The 17975-nt window shown below is 72.3% G+C and carries 19 protein-coding genes; 9 read left to right on the top strand and 10 right to left on the bottom strand.

Annotated elements, in window-relative coordinates; genetic code table 11:
* Positions 1–232 precede the first annotated feature (232 nt).
* Together RY076_RS23200 and RY076_RS23195 are read left to right on the top strand one after the other, a co-directional pair.
* A complete protein-coding gene (locus RY076_RS23200) occupies positions 233–967 on the top strand; it encodes a sulfite exporter TauE/SafE family protein (protein ID WP_323102313.1) in 735 nt (244 codons plus the stop codon).
* 60 nt (positions 968–1027) lie between these two features.
* The gene (locus RY076_RS23195) at positions 1028–1606 is read left to right on the top strand and encodes an HIT family protein (RefSeq protein ID WP_323102312.1); all 579 of its coding nucleotides are present in this window, start codon (positions 1028–1030) and stop codon (positions 1604–1606) included.
* Positions 1607–1645: 39 nt separating this feature from the next.
* On the opposite strand, the gene RY076_RS23190 is transcribed toward RY076_RS23195, so the two are convergent.
* Positions 1646–2698: a LacI family DNA-binding transcriptional regulator gene (locus RY076_RS23190; RefSeq protein ID WP_323102310.1), complete on the bottom strand. Its 1053-nt coding sequence runs from the start codon at positions 2696–2698 to the stop codon at positions 1646–1648.
* A 131-nt stretch (positions 2699–2829) separates the two neighbouring features.
* Here RY076_RS23190 and RY076_RS23185 point away from each other — a divergent pair, with 131 nt between their 5' ends.
* Positions 2830–4020 (top strand): phytanoyl-CoA dioxygenase family protein, encoded by a 1191-nt coding sequence (locus tag RY076_RS23185; RefSeq protein WP_323102308.1) that lies wholly within the window; start codon positions 2830–2832, stop codon positions 4018–4020.
* Positions 4021–4202: 182 nt separating this feature from the next.
* Here the strand turns inward: RY076_RS23185 and RY076_RS23180 are convergent, their stop codons facing one another.
* Both RY076_RS23180 and RY076_RS23175 read right to left on the bottom strand, forming a co-directional pair.
* On the bottom strand, positions 4203–4958 hold the full coding sequence (locus RY076_RS23180; protein WP_323102315.1) for a TIM barrel protein: 756 nt from the start codon (positions 4956–4958) through the stop codon (positions 4203–4205).
* Between the two features lie 71 nt (positions 4959–5029).
* A complete protein-coding gene (locus tag RY076_RS23175) occupies positions 5030–6061 on the bottom strand; it encodes a Gfo/Idh/MocA family oxidoreductase (RefSeq protein WP_323102305.1) in 1032 nt (343 codons plus the stop codon).
* A gap of 115 nt (positions 6062–6176) precedes the next feature.
* Between RY076_RS23175 and RY076_RS23170 the strand changes: the two genes are divergently transcribed.
* Together RY076_RS23170 and RY076_RS23165 are read left to right on the top strand one after the other, a co-directional pair.
* Positions 6177–7220 carry a LacI family DNA-binding transcriptional regulator gene (locus RY076_RS23170; protein ID WP_323102302.1) on the top strand — a complete coding sequence of 348 codons (1044 nt, stop codon included), beginning with the start codon at positions 6177–6179 and terminating at the stop codon, positions 7218–7220.
* Positions 7221–7256: 36 nt separating this feature from the next.
* Positions 7257–8093, top strand: coding sequence for an alpha/beta fold hydrolase (locus RY076_RS23165; protein ID WP_323102299.1), 837 nt, complete (start codon positions 7257–7259; stop codon positions 8091–8093).
* A 3-nt stretch (positions 8094–8096) separates the two neighbouring features.
* Here RY076_RS23165 and RY076_RS23160 read toward each other — a convergent pair whose 3' ends face one another.
* Together RY076_RS23160 and RY076_RS23155 are read right to left on the bottom strand one after the other, a co-directional pair.
* Positions 8097–8756, bottom strand: coding sequence for a VOC family protein (locus tag RY076_RS23160; RefSeq protein ID WP_323102297.1), 660 nt, complete (start codon positions 8754–8756; stop codon positions 8097–8099).
* A 9-nt stretch (positions 8757–8765) separates the two neighbouring features.
* On the bottom strand, positions 8766–9791 hold the full coding sequence (locus tag RY076_RS23155) for a LacI family DNA-binding transcriptional regulator (protein WP_323102295.1): 1026 nt from the start codon (positions 9789–9791) through the stop codon (positions 8766–8768).
* Between the two features lie 171 nt (positions 9792–9962).
* On the opposite strand from RY076_RS23155, the gene RY076_RS23150 reads away from it, so the two are divergent.
* From RY076_RS23150 to RY076_RS23140, 3 genes are all read left to right on the top strand, one after another.
* On the top strand, positions 9963–11144 hold the full coding sequence (locus RY076_RS23150) for a Gfo/Idh/MocA family protein (RefSeq protein WP_323102292.1): 1182 nt from the start codon (positions 9963–9965) through the stop codon (positions 11142–11144).
* A 76-nt stretch (positions 11145–11220) separates the two neighbouring features.
* Positions 11221–12207, top strand: a complete 987-nt coding sequence (locus RY076_RS23145) for a sugar phosphate isomerase/epimerase family protein (RefSeq protein WP_323102290.1) — start codon at positions 11221–11223, stop codon at positions 12205–12207.
* 2 nt (positions 12208–12209) lie between these two features.
* A complete protein-coding gene (locus RY076_RS23140; RefSeq protein ID WP_323102288.1) occupies positions 12210–13232 on the top strand; it encodes a Gfo/Idh/MocA family protein in 1023 nt (340 codons plus the stop codon).
* A 74-nt stretch (positions 13233–13306) separates the two neighbouring features.
* On the opposite strand, the gene RY076_RS23135 is transcribed toward RY076_RS23140, so the two are convergent.
* The 4 genes from RY076_RS23135 to RY076_RS23120 form a co-directional block, all read right to left on the bottom strand.
* A complete protein-coding gene (locus tag RY076_RS23135) occupies positions 13307–13711 on the bottom strand; it encodes a nitroreductase family deazaflavin-dependent oxidoreductase (RefSeq protein WP_323102285.1) in 405 nt (134 codons plus the stop codon).
* A 151-nt stretch (positions 13712–13862) separates the two neighbouring features.
* Entirely contained in the window at positions 13863–14276 is a 414-nt protein-coding gene (locus tag RY076_RS23130; RefSeq protein ID WP_323102283.1) for a VOC family protein, read from the bottom strand.
* A 381-nt stretch (positions 14277–14657) separates the two neighbouring features.
* Positions 14658–15686 (bottom strand): hypothetical protein, encoded by a 1029-nt coding sequence (locus RY076_RS23125; RefSeq protein ID WP_323102280.1) that lies wholly within the window; start codon positions 15684–15686, stop codon positions 14658–14660.
* A complete protein-coding gene (locus RY076_RS23120; RefSeq protein WP_323102279.1) occupies positions 15676–16164 on the bottom strand; it encodes a SigE family RNA polymerase sigma factor in 489 nt (162 codons plus the stop codon). Before RY076_RS23120 ends, RY076_RS23125 begins: the two co-directional genes overlap by 11 nt.
* Positions 16165–16477: 313 nt before the next feature.
* Here RY076_RS23120 and RY076_RS23115 point away from each other — a divergent pair, with 313 nt between their 5' ends.
* Positions 16478–17554, top strand: a complete 1077-nt coding sequence (locus tag RY076_RS23115) for an acyltransferase family protein (protein ID WP_323102277.1) — start codon at positions 16478–16480, stop codon at positions 17552–17554.
* Positions 17555–17712: 158 nt separating this feature from the next.
* On the opposite strand, the gene RY076_RS23110 is transcribed toward RY076_RS23115, so the two are convergent.
* Positions 17713–17916, bottom strand: coding sequence for a cold-shock protein (locus tag RY076_RS23110; RefSeq protein ID WP_142180378.1), 204 nt, complete (start codon positions 17914–17916; stop codon positions 17713–17715).
* Positions 17917–17975 lie beyond the last annotated feature (59 nt).

Genomic DNA, 17975 nt, shown 5'->3' with positions numbered 1-17975 from the left:
GCCAGCTTCGCGATCGATTCACTCGATCGCCGTGGCGTCCGTTGCTCCCTGTCGGGCTGACGAAGAGAACATTACAGGTGATCGGCCGGACCGCCAAAACGGCTCCCCCGAGGCCGGATACGCGCCCGGTCGGGAGCCTCACGGCGGCCCTGACACAACACCGACGCAGGCTCCGATCCGGCGCTCGGACGCATGCTGTCGCGGCACCCGTGGCCCGCCCTACTCTCCGGACATGACGCTGACGACGCTCGCGCTTCTCGCGGTCGCGGCGCTGCTCGTCGGCTTCGCCAAGACGGCCATCGGCGGCGTCGCGACGATCTCCATCGCGATCTTCGCCTTCGCCATGCCGACGCGTGAGTCGACGGCCGCCATCCTGCTGCTCCTGCTCATCGGTGACGCCTACGCCGTGTGGCACTACCGCCGCGACGCCGATCTCGCGCTGCTGCGTCGGCTCATCCCCGCCGTCCTGCCCGGCCTCGCCCTCGGGGCGCTCTTCCTCGCCTGGGTCGACGACGTGACGCTGCGGCGCTGCATCGGGGTGCTGCTGCTCGTCTTCGCCGTGGTGCAGCTCGTCCTCGTGTGGCGCAGCCCCGACACGAGCCGGATCTCCGACTCCCGCGCTGCCGCGGTGGGCACAGGCCTGGCCTCCGGCTTCGCGACGATGACGGCCAACGCGGCCGGCCCGGTCATGACCCTCTACCTCGTGGCCCAGGGCGCCCCGAAGCGGCGGTTCCTCGGCACGGGCGCGCTCTTCTTCTTCGGCGTCAACCTCTGCAAGGTGCCGTTCAGCATCGGGCTCGGGCTGTTCACGGCGGGGACGCTGTGGCGCACCCTGGCGCTGGCGCCGCTCGTGCTGGTCGGCGCCTGGGTCGGGTTGCACACCGCGCGCCGGCTCAGCCAGACGCGGTTCGACCAGGCCGTCCTCGCCGCGACGGTCGTGTCGGCGCTGGCCCTCGTCGTCCGCTGACCCCGAAGAGGGCGAGAACGATCAAGCGCGGCCCGGCCGCGCGGGCGCAGGCTCACAGACATGAGCCCTGACACGCAGTCCGAGACCCGCCACCCACTTCCCACCGATGCCGTCGACCTCGCGCCTACGAACTTCGACACCCTCCCGTGGGCCGCCCCGTTGACGCCGCGCGCCCCCGCACGACTGGTCGTCCCCGAGCCGCCCCGCCGCGGCGAGCCCGGCGGCGACCCGTGCGGGGTCTGCGTGCGCCACACGACGGGCGCCGTCTGGAGCGACGAGCACTGGACGCTGCACCCGCCGGTCGGCGGCAGCCTGCCGGGAACCGTGTGGATGGCGAGCCGCGAGCACGTCGACTCCTTCCAGGACCTGCCCGGCGCGGCGGCCGCGAGCTTCGGGCTGGTCGTGGCCCGGGTCGAGCGGGCGATCCTCCCCCTCGGCGGCGTCGGACGCGTCCACCTGTACCGGTGGGGCGACGGCGGCGCACACTTCCACGTCTGGTTCCTCCCGCGGCCGCTCGGGATGCTCGACGCGAGCGGGCCGATGCTGCCCCTGTGGGAGGACGTCCTGCCGAACGTCACCGACGAGGCCCTGCGCCAGGCGGCCGAGCGCGTCGCCGCGGCGCTCGAGTCCACCGCGTGACCGCCTTCCCGGTGCCTCGGGTCACTCGAGTCACTCGGGTCACTCGGGGCGCAGCCGCGCGGGGAGGTTGTACGGGGTCACGACCTCGACGTTGGCCGGCACCGACGTCGGTGCCCCCGGCAGGAGCCGGTGGGCACGCATGACCTGCCGCAGCGCCCGCCTCATGTCGGCGCCGAGGTCGTGGTGCAGCACCACCGAGACGACGCCGGTGCGCAGCAGCTCGAGATTGTCGGCGTCGAGGTCGTGCGCCACGAACACGCGGCACTCGCGACCGGCTCGCGCGAACTCGGCTGCCGTCGCGCGGTTTCCGCCGCCGACCGAGTACACGCCGCAGATCGACGCGTCAGCGACGAGTGCCGCGCGGACGGCGTCGGCGAGCGACGCGTCGAGCCCGTCGGTGTCGGTGACGAGCGCGGTGCCGACGCCGGCGGCCACGCGCGGCAGCTGCGCGCGGAAGGCATCGATGCGCTCCCGCTCGCCGAAGAAGGCTGATCCGCTCGTCGTCACGAGCACCGTGCCGCGCCCGGGCCCGAGCCAGCGCGCGACGAGGTACGCGGCGGTGCGCCCGGCCGCCGCGTTGTCGAGGCCGACATAGGCGACGCGTCCGGAGTCGTGGACGTCGGTGACGAGCGTGACGACGGGGATGCCGCGGGCCGCGACGCGTCGGGCAGCCGCCGCGACGTCCGGGTGGTCGGGCGCCTTGAGCAGGACCCCGTGCGAGAGCCGGCCCCGGCGACCGACCGCGTCGAGGGACGCGACGGCGGCGGCCGGGTCGGCGTTCTCGCGCAGGTCGAACCGGGCCCGCACCACGGCGGGTCGGGCGGCTGGCAGCTCGGCCTCGAGCGCGGCGCGCACCGCGCCCGAGAAGCGTTCAGGAGCCTGCATGACGACGTCGACGACGAGCGTCCGGGCGGCGATCCGCAGCTGCGACTGCTGGTGGTCGAGGTCGAGGACCGCCTGTTCGACGGCCCGCACGGCTCGCGCGCTCGCGCCCACCCGGCCGTGGAGCACCCGGTCGACGGTGGCCTCGGACAGGCCCGACTGCTCCGCGATGTCGCGGACGCGGTGGGTGCGCGGCGCCGACCTGGCCATGGGGTCACGGTAGTGCGCGTCGCGCTCGGACTGAGGGCTTTCTGAGGGCTTGACGGCGGTGCGGGGTGGACGTGGGAGATCCATCCTGAGAGGGACCACCCAACAGCACCCACCGCGTCGAGGAGGACGTCGTGACCCTGACCGCCCGCCCCATCCACCCCTGGCTCCTGCCCGATGACTGCCGGCTCGCCGACCTGCTCGAGGTCCTCGCCGACCACACCCGACTCGAGGACCACCCCCACGCGTCGCGACTCGAGGGCGAGGTGCCCGTGTACGCCGCCGACCGGCTCGTGGCCGCGGCCACCGCCGACGAGGAGGGCCGACGCGCCGTGCTCGCCGAGGTCGCCCACGCCCTCGCGGACGGACCGGGGATCGTCGTCGTCGAGGGCGCCTTCGGCGCGTCGGTCGTCGACCGCGTCACGACCGCGTTCGACGCAATGATCAGCGAGCAGCGTTCTGCCGGAACAGCATCCGGTGACCACTTCGCAAAGCCGGGTGCCAACGACCGCGTCTGGAACGCCCTCGAGAAGCTCGCCGTGACCGACCCGCGGGCCTTCGTCGACTACTACGCCAACGACGTCCTCGCCCTGGTCGCGACCGCGTGGCTCGGCCCCGGCTACCAGGTGACGTCGCAGGTCAACGTCGTCAACCCCGGCGGCGCCGGCCAGACCGTGCACCGCGACTACCACCTCGGATTCCAGAGCGACGAGGTCTGCGCGCGCTACCCCGCTCACGTGCACGCGCTCTCGCAGGTGCTGACGCTGCAGGGCGCGGTGGCCCACTGCGACATGCCCGTCGAGTCGGGCCCGACGCTCTACCTGCCGCACAGCCAGAAGTACGCCCACGGCTACGTGGCCTACCAGCGTCCGGAGTTCCAGGAGTACTTCGTGGCCCACCACGTGCAGCTGCCCCTCGCCAAGGGTGACGCCGTCTTCTTCAACCCGGCCCTCTTCCACGCGGCCGGCACGAACCACTCGACCGACATCCGGCGCATGGCCAACCTGCTGCAGGTGTCGTCGGCGTTCGGCCGGGCGATGGAGACCGTCGACCGGCAGCGCGTCGTCGAGGCCCTCTACCCGACGCTCCTCGCGGCCGTGTCGGGGTCCGGGGCCGGACGCGTCGGGCGGGGTGTGGCGAACGCGGTCGCCGCGAGCGCCGAGGGGTACGCATTCCCGACCAACCTCGACCGCGACCAGCCGATCGGCGGCCTGGCGCCGCCGAGCCAGGCCGATGTCGTCACCGAGGCCCTGGCCCACGGGGTCGACCCGGCCGAGCTGCACCGCCGGCTCGACGCCCAGGCCGACGCCCGCCGCTCCCACTGACGTCCCGCTCGCTCACCCTTCCTCCCCCGCCGCCAGCCCCCCACCCCTTTCCATCGAGTGAGCACTTCGTCACTCCCGCCCCACCCGTTGTGTGACGGGTGGGGCTGAGTGCTCACTCGATGAAGGAAGGTGGTCGGTGGTCCGAGGGGCGGTGGTCGGCGGTTCGGGGTGGCTGGCCGACCTCAGAGGGTGAAGGCGTCCCGGAAGCGCTTGAGGGCGAGCTCGGGGTCGCCCGACGCCCAGGCCTCGAGACCGACGGTGCCGCGGTACCCCATGTCGGCGAGGGCCCGCGCGACGGCCGGATAGGCGATCTCACCGGTGCCGGGCTCGCAGCGCCCGGGCACGTCGGCCACCTGGATCTCGCCGATCCACGGCAGGGCCCGGCGGCACAGCTCGATGAGGTTCCCCTCTCCGATCTGGGCGTGGTAGAGGTCGAGCATGAGCCGCAGGTGCGGGCTGTCGACGGCCTCGACGAGCGCCAGGCAGTCGGCGGCGCGGGCGAACGGCGTGCCGGGGTGGTCGACCTCGGTGTTGAGGTTCTCGAGGACGAACTGCACGCCCTCGCGCTCGCCGAGCTCGGCGATGCGGCCCAGGGTGTCGCGCGCCTGCAGCCACATCGCTCCGGTCACCTCGTGGACCGGCTGCACCGGGAGGCCCTGGTGGTCGAGGCCCGTGCCGTGAAGGTTCAGCCGCGGGATGCCGAGGCGCTTCGCGACGGGCACCGACTCGGCGGCCGTGGCGAGCAGCTCGGCGGCGCCCTCCGGGTCGGCCAGCCGACCGCGGACGTAGCCGGTCATGGAGGAGTACACGACGCCCTCGGCGCGCAGGGCCTCGAGCGCGTCGAGGTCGTGACGCGTCCAGTCCCAGATCTCGACGGCGAAGCCGAGCTCGTGGATGCGGCGCACCCGCTCGGCGACGGGCAGGTCGAGGAAGACCATCTCTGAGCTGACGGCCAGGGTGAACGGGTGGCCGCCGGGACCTGCGCCGGCACCGACGCCGGTGGGGGCGCTCACGCGACGACCTCACGGTCGGCGTCGCGCACGGTGACGGTGCCGCCCGCCTCGACGGCCTCGATGCAGGCCAGCGCGAGGCGCAGCGCGGCGCGGGCGTCCCGGCCGCCGACGACCGTGGGCGAGCCGGATCGCACGGCGCTGCAGAAGGCGGCGAGCTCGGCGGCGTAGGCGTCGGAGAAGAGGTCGGTGTCCATGCGCGCCGTCGGGGCGGCGACGCCGTCGGCCGTCCACAGACTTGTGGTCAGGTGCGCCGGGCTGCCGGCCTGCACCATGCCGACCGAGCCGAACACCTCGCCGCGCACGTCATAGCCGTAGGCGGCCGAGAAGCTCGCCTCGGCGACGCCGATGGCGCCGTTGTCGTAGCGGATCGTCACGACGGCGGTGTCGAGGAGTCCCGCGGCCTTGTACGCGGGGGCGACGAGGGCGTCGGCCATGACGCTCACCTCGACGGCGCGCGCGCCGGCGTTGAACCAGTTGAGCGCATCGAAGTCGTGGATCAGGGTCTGGGTGAAGATCGTCCACGGCGGGACCGCACCAGGGTTGGCGAGGCCGGGGTCGCGGGTGACGGAGCGGAGCAGCTGCGGGGTGCCGACGCGTCCGGCGGCGACGGCGTCGTGCGCGGTGGCGAAGTCGCGGGCGAAGCGGCGGTTGAAACCGACCTGCAGCGGGACGCCGGCCCGCTCGACCGCGGCGATGGCGCGGTCGGCGTCGGCGAGGGTCATCGCCATCGGCTTCTCGACGAAGACGGCCTTGCCGGCGCGGGCGGCCGCGACGACGAGGTCGGCGTGGGCCGTGCTGGCGCAGGTGATGGCGACGGCCTCGATGCGCGGGTCGTCGATGAGGGCCTGGGGGTCGGTGAGCCACTCGACGCCGAGGTCCTCTCCGAGGCGCTGGGCAGACGCTTCGAACGGGTCGGCGACGGCGACGAGCTCGGCCTCGGGGAGGCGGCGGGCGAGGGTGGTGGCGTGGTGGGTGCCGATGCGGCCGGCACCGATGAGGCCGATGCGGACGGGATCTGGGGCGGTCATGGGGGAGCTCCTTTGCTTCTCTACTAGAGCGCTCTAGTTCGATGGTGAGGCCGCCGACCGTCCCGCGTCAAGAGATCGACGCGAAGTCCTCTGGAGCGCTCTACACTTCGGACCCATGGCGACCGGACGCGTGACCATGGAGGACGTCGCGGCTCGCGCCGGGGTGTCGCGGGCGCTCGTGTCGATCGTCTTCCGCGGCGTCGCCGGCGCCTCCGACGAGACGCGCGCCCGCGTGCTCGCCGCGGCCTCCGACCTCGACTACCGCCCCGACACCCGCGCGAGCCGCCTCGGCCGGGGCCGGACCCGCATGCTCGGGGTCACGTTCGCCGTGGGGCACGCCTTCCACGGCGAGGTGCTCCGCAGCCTCTACACCGAGGCGGACGCGGTGGGCTACGAGGTGGTCCTGAGCGGCGTCACGCCCGACCGGTCCGACACCGACGCCGTCGACACCCTCCTCGCCGAGCGGTGCGAGGGGCTCGTCCTCGTCGGCAGCGACCTCGCGACCGGCGCCATGGCACGGCTCGCCGAGCGGCTGCCGGTCGTCAGCGTGCTGCGGCCCGCGCGTCGGGCGTCGGGCGTCGGGGTGGTGCGCACCGACGACGCCCTCGGGATGCGCCTCGCGGTCGAGCATCTGCGCGGCCTCGGTCACGAGCGGATCGGGCTGCTCGACGGCGGTCGGGCGCCCGGGGCCGCGGAACGCCGCCAGGGCTACCGGCGCGGCATGCGCTCGGCGCCCGGGCTGCACGCGCTCGTGATGCCCGGCGGCCTCACCGAGCTCGACGGCGCCGCGGCCGCGCGGGCGTTCCTCGCGATGAACGCGCCCCGCCCGACGGGCGTCGTCGCCTTCAACGACCGCTGTGCGCTGGGGTTCGTCGACGTGGTGCGGCAGGCGGGGGTGCGGGTGCCCCAGGACGTGTCGGTGGTGGGCTTCGACGACATCGAGCAGGCCGGCTACCCGCACGTCGCGCTGACGACGGTGCGCCAGGACGCCGCCCGGCTCGGCGCCGAGGCCGTGCGAACGGTGACCGGGCAGCTGGATGACGCCGGGGCCGTGGAGGCCGCCGAGCCGACCGGCGCGGTCATCGAGCCCGAGCTGGTCGTCCGGTCGAGCACGGCACCTCCGAGCGCCGGTCGAGTGGCCGCCCCACCGAAATCCTGACGCGCCCGACCACAGCCCTCTGGCACGTTTGGCCCCATGCCGACCTACACGTCCTACGACGGGACCGAGCTCGCGTACCGCGTCGAGGGGTCGGGCGAGCCCCTCGTCGTGTGGCCGGGAGGCCCGGCCCGCGACGCCGCCTACCTCGGCGACCTCGGCGGGCTCGCCGATGCGGCCCGACTCTCGCTCGTGATCCCGGACCCGCGCGGCACCGGCGCCTCGCCGCGGCCCGCCGACCCGACTGGCTACGCCGCCACCCGGCTCGCCGACGACCTCGAGGCCCTGCGCACGCACCTGGGGCTGGACACCATGGACCTGCTCGGGCACTCGGCGGGCGGCTCGGTCGCCGAGCTCTACGCCGCCCGCCACCCCGCACGCCTGCGCCGACTCGTGCTCGTCACCCCCGGCACCGCTGCGCTCGGGCTCGACATCACGGACGACGAATGGGACGCACGCGTCGCCCTGCGCGCGACGGAGCCGTGGTTCGCCGGCGCGAAGATCGCGCTCGAGGCCGACGACGGCACGCCCGCCACCCGACAGGCGATGTCGCCCTTCCTCTACGGAGCATGGTCCGACGCAGCGCGCCACCACGCGGCGTCCGACGACGACCAGCGCAACCGCGAGGGCACGCGCGCCTTCTGGGCCGAGCAACCCGACCCGGAGCAGACGCGTCGGGCGATCGGCGCGGTGACGGCACCGGTGCGCGTCATCGTCGGCGAGCTCGACCTCATGCCGGGGCCGGGGCTCGGCGAGCAGCTCGCAGCCCTCTTCGCGGACGGGCGGTGCCTGGCGCAGCCCGGCGCCGGACACTTCCCGTGGGTCGACGACCCGGAGCTCTTCGCCCGGCTCGTCGTCGAGGCCCTCGCGGACTGAGGGTCAGGCCGTCGAGGCCGGGTCGCGGCCCTGCCACGTGCAGACGCACGCCTCGTTGCCCTCGGGGTCGGCGAGGATCCAGAAGGCAGGGGCGCGCGAGTCGGACACGAGACGGCCGCCGGCGGCGAGCGCCCGCTCGATGCGTCCGGGCGCCTCGTCGTGCGCGACGGTGACGTCGAGGTGGATCCGATTGCGTTGCGGCCGTGGCTCGTCCATCTGCTGGAACCACACGGCGGGGCCCAACCGCAGCGGGTCCTGCACGTCGTCGCGCCGGATGACGTCCCACCCGAGCACGGCGTCCCAGAACGGGCGGACGGCGTCGATGTCCATGGCGTCGATGGCGATCTCGAGGACGGTGAGCGACCCCGGCTCGGACGCGAGGCCCAGCTCGGCGACGACGTCGTCGACGTCCCGGCCCAGCGCGATGTCACTGTCGGTGACACCGCCGCCGGGACGCGTCGACAGGGCGAGGTGGACGACCGGGGCGCGGAGGTCGACGTCGAGCTGCCGGCCGTGCGCGGCAGCGACGGCGCCGACCCGGGCGACGAAGTCGAACGCGGCCGCGGCGTCGGCGGCGCGGACCGTCAGGTGCATCCGCTGCAGCAGGAACCGCCAGGTGGGCAGGGCGTCGGAGGCGGCTTGCCGGGTCAGCTTGTCGGTCATGCCAGCACGCTAGCGCTGCGCACCGACCGGTCCCGTGGTGCGGCGCACCTCGAGGTGCGGCTCGAGAACCACCTCGACGACCTCGGACCGGCCCTCGTCGAGGCGCTGCGTGGCCGCCTGCACCGCCGCCACGGCCATCGGTCGGGTGGCTTGGCTCACCGAGGTGAGGCCGACCGTCGCGAGGCGCGCGAGGGGGCTGTCGTCGTACCCGACGACCGACACGTCGCCGGGCACGACGCGTCCGGCCTGCTGGAGCGCGGCGAGGGCGCCGAGCGCCGCGCGGTCGTTGTAGCAGACGAGGCCCGTGACGCGTCCGTCCCCGTCCAGCGCGCCGGCGGCGACGAGCCCGGCGGCGCCCTCCTGCCCAGCCTCCTCGGTGGCACCCCCGGAGACCACCCGTGCCGACGCGTCGGGCACGCGTCGGGTCGCGGCGCGGAAGGCCCGGCGGCGCAGCGTCGCGATGGAGCCGCGGGGGCCGTCGACGAAGGCGAGCGAGCGGTGCCCGAGGCCTGCGAGGTGGTCGACGGCGAGGCCCACGCCGACGTCGTCGGCTGCCCGGACGACGTCGACACCCTCGACGTCGAGCCGCCGGCCGAGGGCGACGACGTGGTGGTCGCGGGCGAGGGCGGCGAGGTCGGCGTCGGGCGTCGACGGGCCGAGGAGGATGAGCGCCTCGCACCGGAAGTCGAGGAGCATCTCGACGGCGCGTCGTTCATCGCGGGTGCGGGTGAGCGGGCTGACGACGAGGTCGTAGCCGCGCTCGTCGGCGGCTGCCTGGAGGTCCTCGAGCAGCTCGGCCTGGAAGGGGCTGCTGACGTCCATCGTCACGCCGAGCAGCTGGGTGCGGTGGCGGGCGAGGAGGCTCGCGGTGCGGTCGGGGCGGTAGCCGAGGTCGGAGGCGGCGCGGAGCACGGCCTCGCGCGTCGCGTCGGAGGGGCCGGGGCGTCCGCGGAGCACGAGCGAGACCGACGCCGTGGAGACGCCGGCGCGCGCGGCGACGTCGTCGAGCCGCGGGCGTGGCGGTCGGGTCGGCATGTGGCTCCTCGGTCGAGGTGAGCGAATGGGTGATCGGGCGGGCGACCGGTCGACAGTTTGTCAGCACAAAGCGTTGACAGTGCGGTGCGGCGCCCCGCACACTCGCTTAAAGCGCTTTAAGACTAGCGCTTCAGGGGTTCCGCACGCCGATGTCCAGAGAGGCACATCACCATGACCACGTCCCCGATCGGTGTCGCCGTCATCGGCGCCGGCATGGCCGGGCGCGCGCACTGCGCCGGCTACCGCACCGCACCGACGCTGTTCGACCCGCCGCTGCCGCCCATCCGGTACGTCGCGGTGATCGACGCCGACGCGTCCGTCGCGTCCGACGCCGCGACCCGCTACGGCTTCGAGCGCTCGGGCACCGACTGGCGCGAGCTGCTCGACGACGACCGCGTCCAGGTCGTCAGCGTCGTCGTCGCCAACCACCTGCACCGCGAGATCACCGAGGCGCTGCTCGCCGCCGGCAAGCACGCGCTGTCGGAGAAGCCGCTCGCGGCGAGCCTCGAGGACGCGCAGGCGATGGTGTCCGCGGCGCAGGCCCACCCCGACCTGGTGACCGGCGTCGGCTTCGTCTACCGTCGGCAGCCCGCCGTCGCCGGCATCCGCGACCTGCTCCGCGACGAGCTCGGCGAGATCTCGCACTTCAACGGGCGGTACTGGTGCGACTACGCGCTCAGCCCGCAGGTGCCGATGGCGTGGCGTTACAAGGGCAGGCCGGGCACCGGTGCCCTCGCCGACATCGGCAGCCACCTCATCGACGTGGCCGAGTTCCTCTGCGGTCCGATGGTGTCGGTCAGCGGTGCCACCTTCACGACGAAGGTCACCGAGCGCGCCTTGCCACTCGGTACGACGTACGGGCACGCCAAGGCCGAGCTGTCCGACGTGCGCGAGCCGGTCGAGAACGACGACGTCGCGACGTTCACCGCCCACTTCGAGAACGGGGCCGTCGGCACGTTCTCCATCTCGCGCATCGCGCCCGGGCACGCCAACTCGATGGCCATCGACGTCATGGCGCAGCACGGCGGGGTCAAGTGGGACATGGACCGACCGGCCGAGTTCAGCGTCATCCGCCGGCTGCGCGAGGACGGGTTCGACGGCTACAACCAGGTGCTCGCCGGGCCGGCGCACCCGTACGTCAAGGGCGGCCTCCCGATGGACTTCCCGGGCGTCTCGTACGGCGTCGGCGACCTCTTCGGCTACCAGGCGCGGGCGTTCCTCGAGCAGGTCGCCGGCATCAAGGGGCTGCCTCCCGTCGCGCCGTTCGAGGACGGCGTCCGCGACCTGCAGATCATCGACGCCGTGGCCCGGTCCGCCGCGTCGGGCGGCGCCACCGTCTCCGTCGCCCCCTGAATCCCGCTCTCCCCCAGCACGTTCCCCACACAGCATCGATCTCCGTCGACAAAGACGTCACGAAAGGACCACCCCCATGCAGCTCGGCGCCTACAACGCGTGCCTCGCGGACAAGACGCTCCCCGAGGCCCTCGACATCATCAAGGGCCTCGGCCTGACGAGCGTCGAGATCAACTCGGGCGGTTTCCTGCCGCCGATCCACCTGCCCGTCGAGGAGCTCCGCTCGAGCGAGGACGCGCGGCAGCAGTACCTCGGTGAGTTCAGCTCGCGCGGACTCACGCTGACCGCCCTCAACTGCAACGGCAACCCGCTGCACCCGGCCGCCGGGTTCCCGCACTCGCAGGACCTCATCGACTCGATCGAGCTGGCCGCCCTGCTCGGCGTCAAGCGGCTCGTGACGATGTCGGGAGCACCGGGCGGTGAGCCGGGAACCTCTGTGCCGGTGTGGAACCCGCTGCCCTGGTGGAGCCCGTTCCTCGACGTCCAGGACCACCAGTGGAGCGTCGCGGTCCCGTACTGGAAGGACATCCAGGCCCGCGCCGCGGACGCCGACGTCAAGGTCGCCATCGAGATGCACCCGGGCAACATCGTCTTCAACCCGCGCACCCTGCACCGGCTCGTGGCGGAGACCAACGCCACGCACGTCGGTGCCGAGATGGACCCGAGCCACCTGTTCTGGCAGGGCATCGACCCGGTGCTCGCCGTCGCCGACCTCGGCGAGCTCGTCTACAACGCCGCCGCCAAGGACACCCGCATCAACGCGGCCGCCAAGGTCAACGGCGTCATCGACGACGCGTTCACCCGGGTCGCCGAGGGCTCGAAGGGCTACCTCCCACTCGGGGGCGGGACGACACTGAGCGGCTGGCCGACCAACTCGTCGTGGGACTTCGTCGCCGTCGGGCGCGGTCACGACACGGCGTACTGGACCGAGTTCCTCCGCGCCCTGCACAAGGTCGACCCGGACATGCCGGTCAACATCGAGCACGAGGACCTGCAGCTCGACCAGCTCGAGGGCCTGCGGTTCGCGGCGAACACCCTCATCGAGGCCGAGAAGGGCATCTGACGATGGCTGGCCCTTCGCCGGTCGATCCGCTGCGCCTCGGGATCCTCGGGGCGGCGCGCATCACGTCGCTGAGCGTCGTCGAGCCCGCCAGGGCCACGGGGCACCGGCTCGTGGCCGTGGCCGCCCGCGATGCAGACCGGGCCGAGTCGTTCGCGGCGGAGCACGGCATCGAGCGCGTGCTCTCCTCCTACGCCGACGTGCTGGCCGACCCCGACGTCGAGGCCGTCTACAACCCACTGCCCAACGCGTTCCACGCGGAGTGGAACATCCGCGCGGCCGAAGCCGGCAAGCACGTGCTCGCCGAGAAGCCGTCGGCGCTCGACGCCGCCGAGGCCCGACGCGTCCGCGACGCGGTGCACGCGTCGGGTGTCGTCTTCATGGAGGCGTTCCACTACCCGTACCACCCACTGGTCCAGCGGGTCTGCGGGCTGCTCGAGGCGGGAGCGGTCGGCGCGGTGCAGCGCGTCGAGGCCGTGCTCCGCATGCCGGCGCCACCGGACGACGACCCGCGCTGGTCGCGCGAGCTCGGTGGTGGCGCGACGATGGACCTCGGTTGCTACGCGCTGTCGTGCGTGCGGCTGCTCGGGCGGTTCGCCGGCGGCGAGCCTCGCGTCGTCGCGGCCCGGGCCGACGAGCGTCCCGGGCGCCCCGGCGTCGACGAACGGCTCTTCGCCGACCTCTCGTTCCCGTCAGGGGCGACCGGCCTGGCGGGCAGCGACATGGCGTCGGCCGACCGGGACATGTCGCTGACGGTGCGTGGTACGGCCGGCGAGCTCGTCGTGCCGATGTTCCCGGTGCCGCACGAGGGCGACACGCTCGTCCTGCGCCACGACGGCGAGGTGGAGGTCGTCGAGCACCTCGGCACCCGGACGAGCTACACCTACCAGCTCGAGGCGTTCGCCTCCGCCGTACGGGAGCGGACGTCGGTGCTCACCGACGCCGACTGGTCGGTCGGCAACGCGGAGATCATCGACGCCGCGTACGAAGCGTCGGGCCTTCGGGCAGGCGCAGCGGTTCGTGGGTAGGGAGGCAAGCTCACCGGCATGTGCGCTCGGGACGTCGTCCCGAGCGCACCGCGATGATCCTCACCCGCCGCGGGTCAGCGGCGGGTGAGGAGGACGACCGGGATGACGCGCGGCGTCCGTCGCTCGTAGTTCGCGAAGCCCGGGTAGCGCCGCTTCTGCTCCTGCCAGATCGGTTCGCGCTCCTCCGGCGAGAGCACCCGTGCACGGACGTCGATCGACTCGGTACCCACCTCGATCGACGCGTCCGGGTTCGCCTTGAGGTTGTGGAACCACGCAGGGTTCACGTCGAGGCCGGCGTACGACGCGAAGACGGCCCACCCGCCGTCGACGGCCTGGTACATCATCGGGTGCACGCGCGGCTCGCCCGACCTGGCGCCGGTCGTGTGGAGCAGCAGCAAGGGCGCGCCGGCGAAGTTCCCGCCGACCTTGCCGCCATGGGCCCGGAACTCCGCGATGACGTTGTCGTTCCAGCCGCTCACGGCTGCCACGCTACGCGGTTTCAGAGCCGCCGAACCGGCACGAACCAGGCGAGTAGGTCCTCGGTCCTGACCCGCTTGCACGGGGCAGGCGTGGCTCCGGACCACCGTCCGCAGCGCGTCACATCGCCGCCGGCCGAGCGTCCCTGTGGCCCTACTGGACCAGCAGACAGAACGGGTGCCCGGCAGGGTCGGCAAGCACATAGAGCGGCTCGCCCTCGTCCTTCGATCGGTCGTACAGCAGACGGGCACCCAACGCCTCCGCCCGCTCACGATGCCGCTCCAGCTCCTCGACCGAAGGCACCGTGAAGTCCATGTGCATCTGCATCGGCACCTGCTCCGAGGGCCAGGTCGCGGGAGTGGTGTCCTTCTTCTCCTGAACGGTCAGGACCCGATTGCCGTCACCGTCGAGCAGGACCAGCCAGTCGGCCTCGTCAGGACTCCCATCGGTGGGCGGTTCCTCGCCCTCCCGATACCGCAGCCCCAGAAGCTGCCGGTAGAACTCGCCCAGCGCTCGGCAGTCAGGCGCGTCGATCGCGGTGTGAAGAAGGACGGGATAGCCGGACACATATGCCTCCTTGCCAGGCGCGGCGGCCCACCTGAGTGGCCCCGAACCGAGAGTTCATTGCTGCGCAGCGTCAGGACCCCGATCCTCTGAGTCCCACTGGGCGCCACATCGGTCACACTCACGGTCGTACCCGGGGTGACCGCAGCCCACCCACTCAACCCACGGCGGCGAGCTCGCCATCGGTTCCGGGACGGCTGGAAGACCGATCACGAGATGCCGGATCTCGCCGCCACCGCAGCCCGGGCACGTGCCGCGAGGAACGTCGTACGGCGCACCCCGGTCGGCTCCCCCGTCACTGGGGAGGATCGTCATGCGGGCATTCTCACATCAGGGTCTGACGGCCTGAGGCACTTTCCACGTGTCTGCGGTGTGAGCGAACGGTTACCTGGGGGCGGCCCCGGACATTTCGGCAAGGACGTGTGTGCCGCCGCGCGCGTCGACCCAGTCGACGGCGGGCCCCTGAAAGTGTTTCACCCCGGCGAGCTGGGCCACGAGTACCTTCTGTCCGGCGAGGACGAGGACCTCTTGCGCAACGACGGTGGCGGAGCCGGGGGGCCGCACGTGTCCTGACACGGCTCCGGGCGGCAGCAGGTAGGCGTAGTAGTCGCCGGTCAGGTCGCCCATTCCGGTGTGCGTGGCTCCCGTCCCGTCGGTGGTGCTGGCAGACCAGTCGGCGATGCTGTCGGGCCGCAGACCCATGACTCGCGCCCTGTCCGGACCCGACAAGAAGATCGTCACGGGTACCTGGCGGGCATGTGCTTGAGACACGGGCCCGCCCGAACTGTCGGCCACGGTGCCGTCGTCCATCTCGTACACCGTGCCGCGTACCGAGCGCACATCGGGTGCCGGGCCGAAGGCTGCGAGGACCGAGACGTCCGGGACCGAGAACCGGCGCACGTCAGGCGGGGAGACGGTGAGATCTGGCGCCGTTGGGTCGCCGTAGGCGAGGACCCCCGCGCGCACGGGCGCCCGAACGACGCAGACGTACACGTACAGCGACGGATTCGCCTGACACGTCGCCCCGCCGGGGGTGTCTGGCACGGACAGGGCCAGGCCGGAGCCTGCTGGACTGCCCAGCGGCTGGACCGTGACCGTCCACGCGGACGAGTCGAGGGTGGCGGTGAAGGGGTTCCCGACGATGCCGAACCTGGCGACGAGGCTCCTCGGCGTCGACGGTATCGGAGTCGTGGGGGCCGTCGGGGTCGGGTGCGCGGGCAGGGCTCGGTCACGTCCCGCGACGATTGCCGATCCGACGGCGACCGCGATCGCGATGGCTGCCGCGACCGCCGCCGTGACGATGCGGCGTCGACGGGCCTGGTTCCGACGCACCGTCGCCATCGCGGCGTACGGGTCGACGGTCATGGGTGGCTCCGGCACGCTCTTGAGGAGGTCGACGACGTCATCGGACATGCGGATCTCCTTCCGCGAGCAGGGCCCGCAGGCGCGTCAGCCCGCGGGAGGCCGACGACTTGACCGTTCCCACGCTGATGTCGAGGAGGTCCGCCACCTCGGCCTCGGACACGTCGGCGTAGTGCCGGAGGACCACGCATTGCCGTTCCCGCAGGGGCAGCGCGGCGAGCGCCGTCAGCAGCCAACGGGTGTCCGGCGGCAGCATCTCCACAGACCCGCGATCCGGCACGACGTCGGTGACCACCTCGCGACGCCCCCGGCGGGTCGCGTCGATGTGCGCATTGATGATGCAGCGCCGGGCATAGGCCGCGGCATCACCGGTGCGGAGCCGGTCCCATCGTTGGTACACGGCCACCAGCGCCCCTTGGACGAGGTCCTCGGCGAGGTGGTGGTCGCCACACGTGAGCCAGGCCGCGCGCAGCAACCGCGGGGAGGTCGCATCCGCGAACGCGATGAAGGACTGGTCCGCCGGGGTCACTGCGGCACCTCCTCGTTCGCGTGATGCTTGTCTACTCCTTCAACGGATCAGGCGCCCCCGAGGTTGAGTCGGCCTCACGTCTCGACCGCGTCATGGGACGTTTGCCTCCTCGTCGACCTGAACCGGCTGCGCCATCACGTCGTACTCGTTCCATCGACGTGGATCACGCTGCGCCGCGTCGGGGCTCAAAGCGGATGCCCGAAGGGAGGGCACACGGTTGCGAACGCGGACACATCGGACGCACAAGAAAGTCTCGGCCCGGAGGTCAGCTCTCGACTCGACGCGGACCGCTCCTACCCTTTCGGAGCGACTCGTGCCCGCCTTTGGTAAGCAGCCTGCACTGGACGGGATCCGTGGTGCAGCAATCCTTCTGGTCCTGGGTCAGCACGCTCCGACCAGGCCGTTGATCGACGGTTTCGTGGGGGTGACCGTGTTCTTCTGCCTGTCGGGTTACCTCATCACCAGCCTGTTGGTCGGCGAACTCCAAACGGGAACGATCGACGTCCGGGCGTTCTACCGCCGGCGCGCCGCGCGCCTCTGTCCGGCGCTGGTCACCGTCGTGGCGGCGACCATCGTGGTGCTGTTGGTCGGGCGACATGACTTGAGCGCCGGGCAGGTTCTCGCACCCGCTGGGGCGGCCGCGACCTACACGACAAGCCTCTTCGACTGGGCCGGACACCCTTTCGCCACACAGGACTACTTCAACTACACCTGGACGCTCTCCGTCGAAGAGCAGTTCTACCTGTTGTGGCCCTTCGCGCTGTTCTGGGGATATCGCCGCCGTCCGCGGCTGTTCGCGGCGCTCACCGTGTCGCTCATCGGGATCACCCTGGCGCTTGACCTCGTCCTCGGCCTGACTCAAGCGGTCCGTTTCGACCCGCACGAGTATTTCGGGACCGACACGAATGCGCTGCCGATCCTGGCCGGCTCACTGCTCGCGATCGTCGCGCACCACGGCTGGCTGTCAGGGGCGGTGAGGCGTCTTGCCCCCTGCGCGATGGCGGGGCTCGCCCTGCTTCCTGTCCTGGCCTATCGCGACGACACGTACCGCACCTCGTTGGTGATCGTTGCTGGAACCGTCCTGACGCTGGTGGTTCTGTCCGGTGTCCTGACGCGGCCGGGCTCGGCGGTTGCCTCGCTGCTGTCGAGCGCTCCGATGCGGTGGCTCGGCGAGCGGTCGTACTCGATCTATCTCTGGAACGTCCTTGCGAGGATCGCGATGCTCAGTCTGTTCGGCCACTCGGTGATCGGTGACATCGTCTGGGTCGCCGTCTTCGTCGTTCTGGCCGAGGCGAGCTTCAGGTTCGTCGAGCGCCCACTACGCGCCAGGTTTGCGCGGGGCTCTGCTGCGTTCGGCCGACCGCTTCTCATCGCGCCACGGATTCCGTGAGGACCGCCCTGCCCACCCCTCCGTTGCCGACGTGTCATCACCCCAACGCCTGGCCGGTCGGGCGTCGGTTCACCCCGACGGGGCTGGAACGGCGAATCCCCCGACCGTGTGGTCGGGGGATTCGCTGAGGACCGGAGTGGTCCTGGGCTTTCGGTGGGTCAGATGCCCTTGACCTTCTCGGCCTGGGGGCCCTTCGGACCCTGCGTCACCTCGAACTCGACCTTCTGGCCTTCCTGCAGCTCGCGGTAGCCGCCGCTCTCGATGGCCGAGTAGTGAACGAAGACATCGGCGCCGCCGCCGTCCTGCTCGATGAAGCCGAAGCCCTTTTCGCTGTTGAACCACTTCACGGTGCCTGTTGCCACTGGTGTTGCCTCTTCTAGTCAGCGAAGTCCCCCGTGTGGAGACCTCAGGATGCCGATGT

Source organism: Intrasporangium zincisolvens, from assembly GCF_034724055.1.
Classification (GTDB): domain Bacteria; phylum Actinomycetota; class Actinomycetes; order Actinomycetales; family Dermatophilaceae; genus Monashia; species Monashia zincisolvens.
Note: the sequence above shows the minus strand (reverse complement) of the source record. Positions and strands in the feature narration are given on the sequence as shown.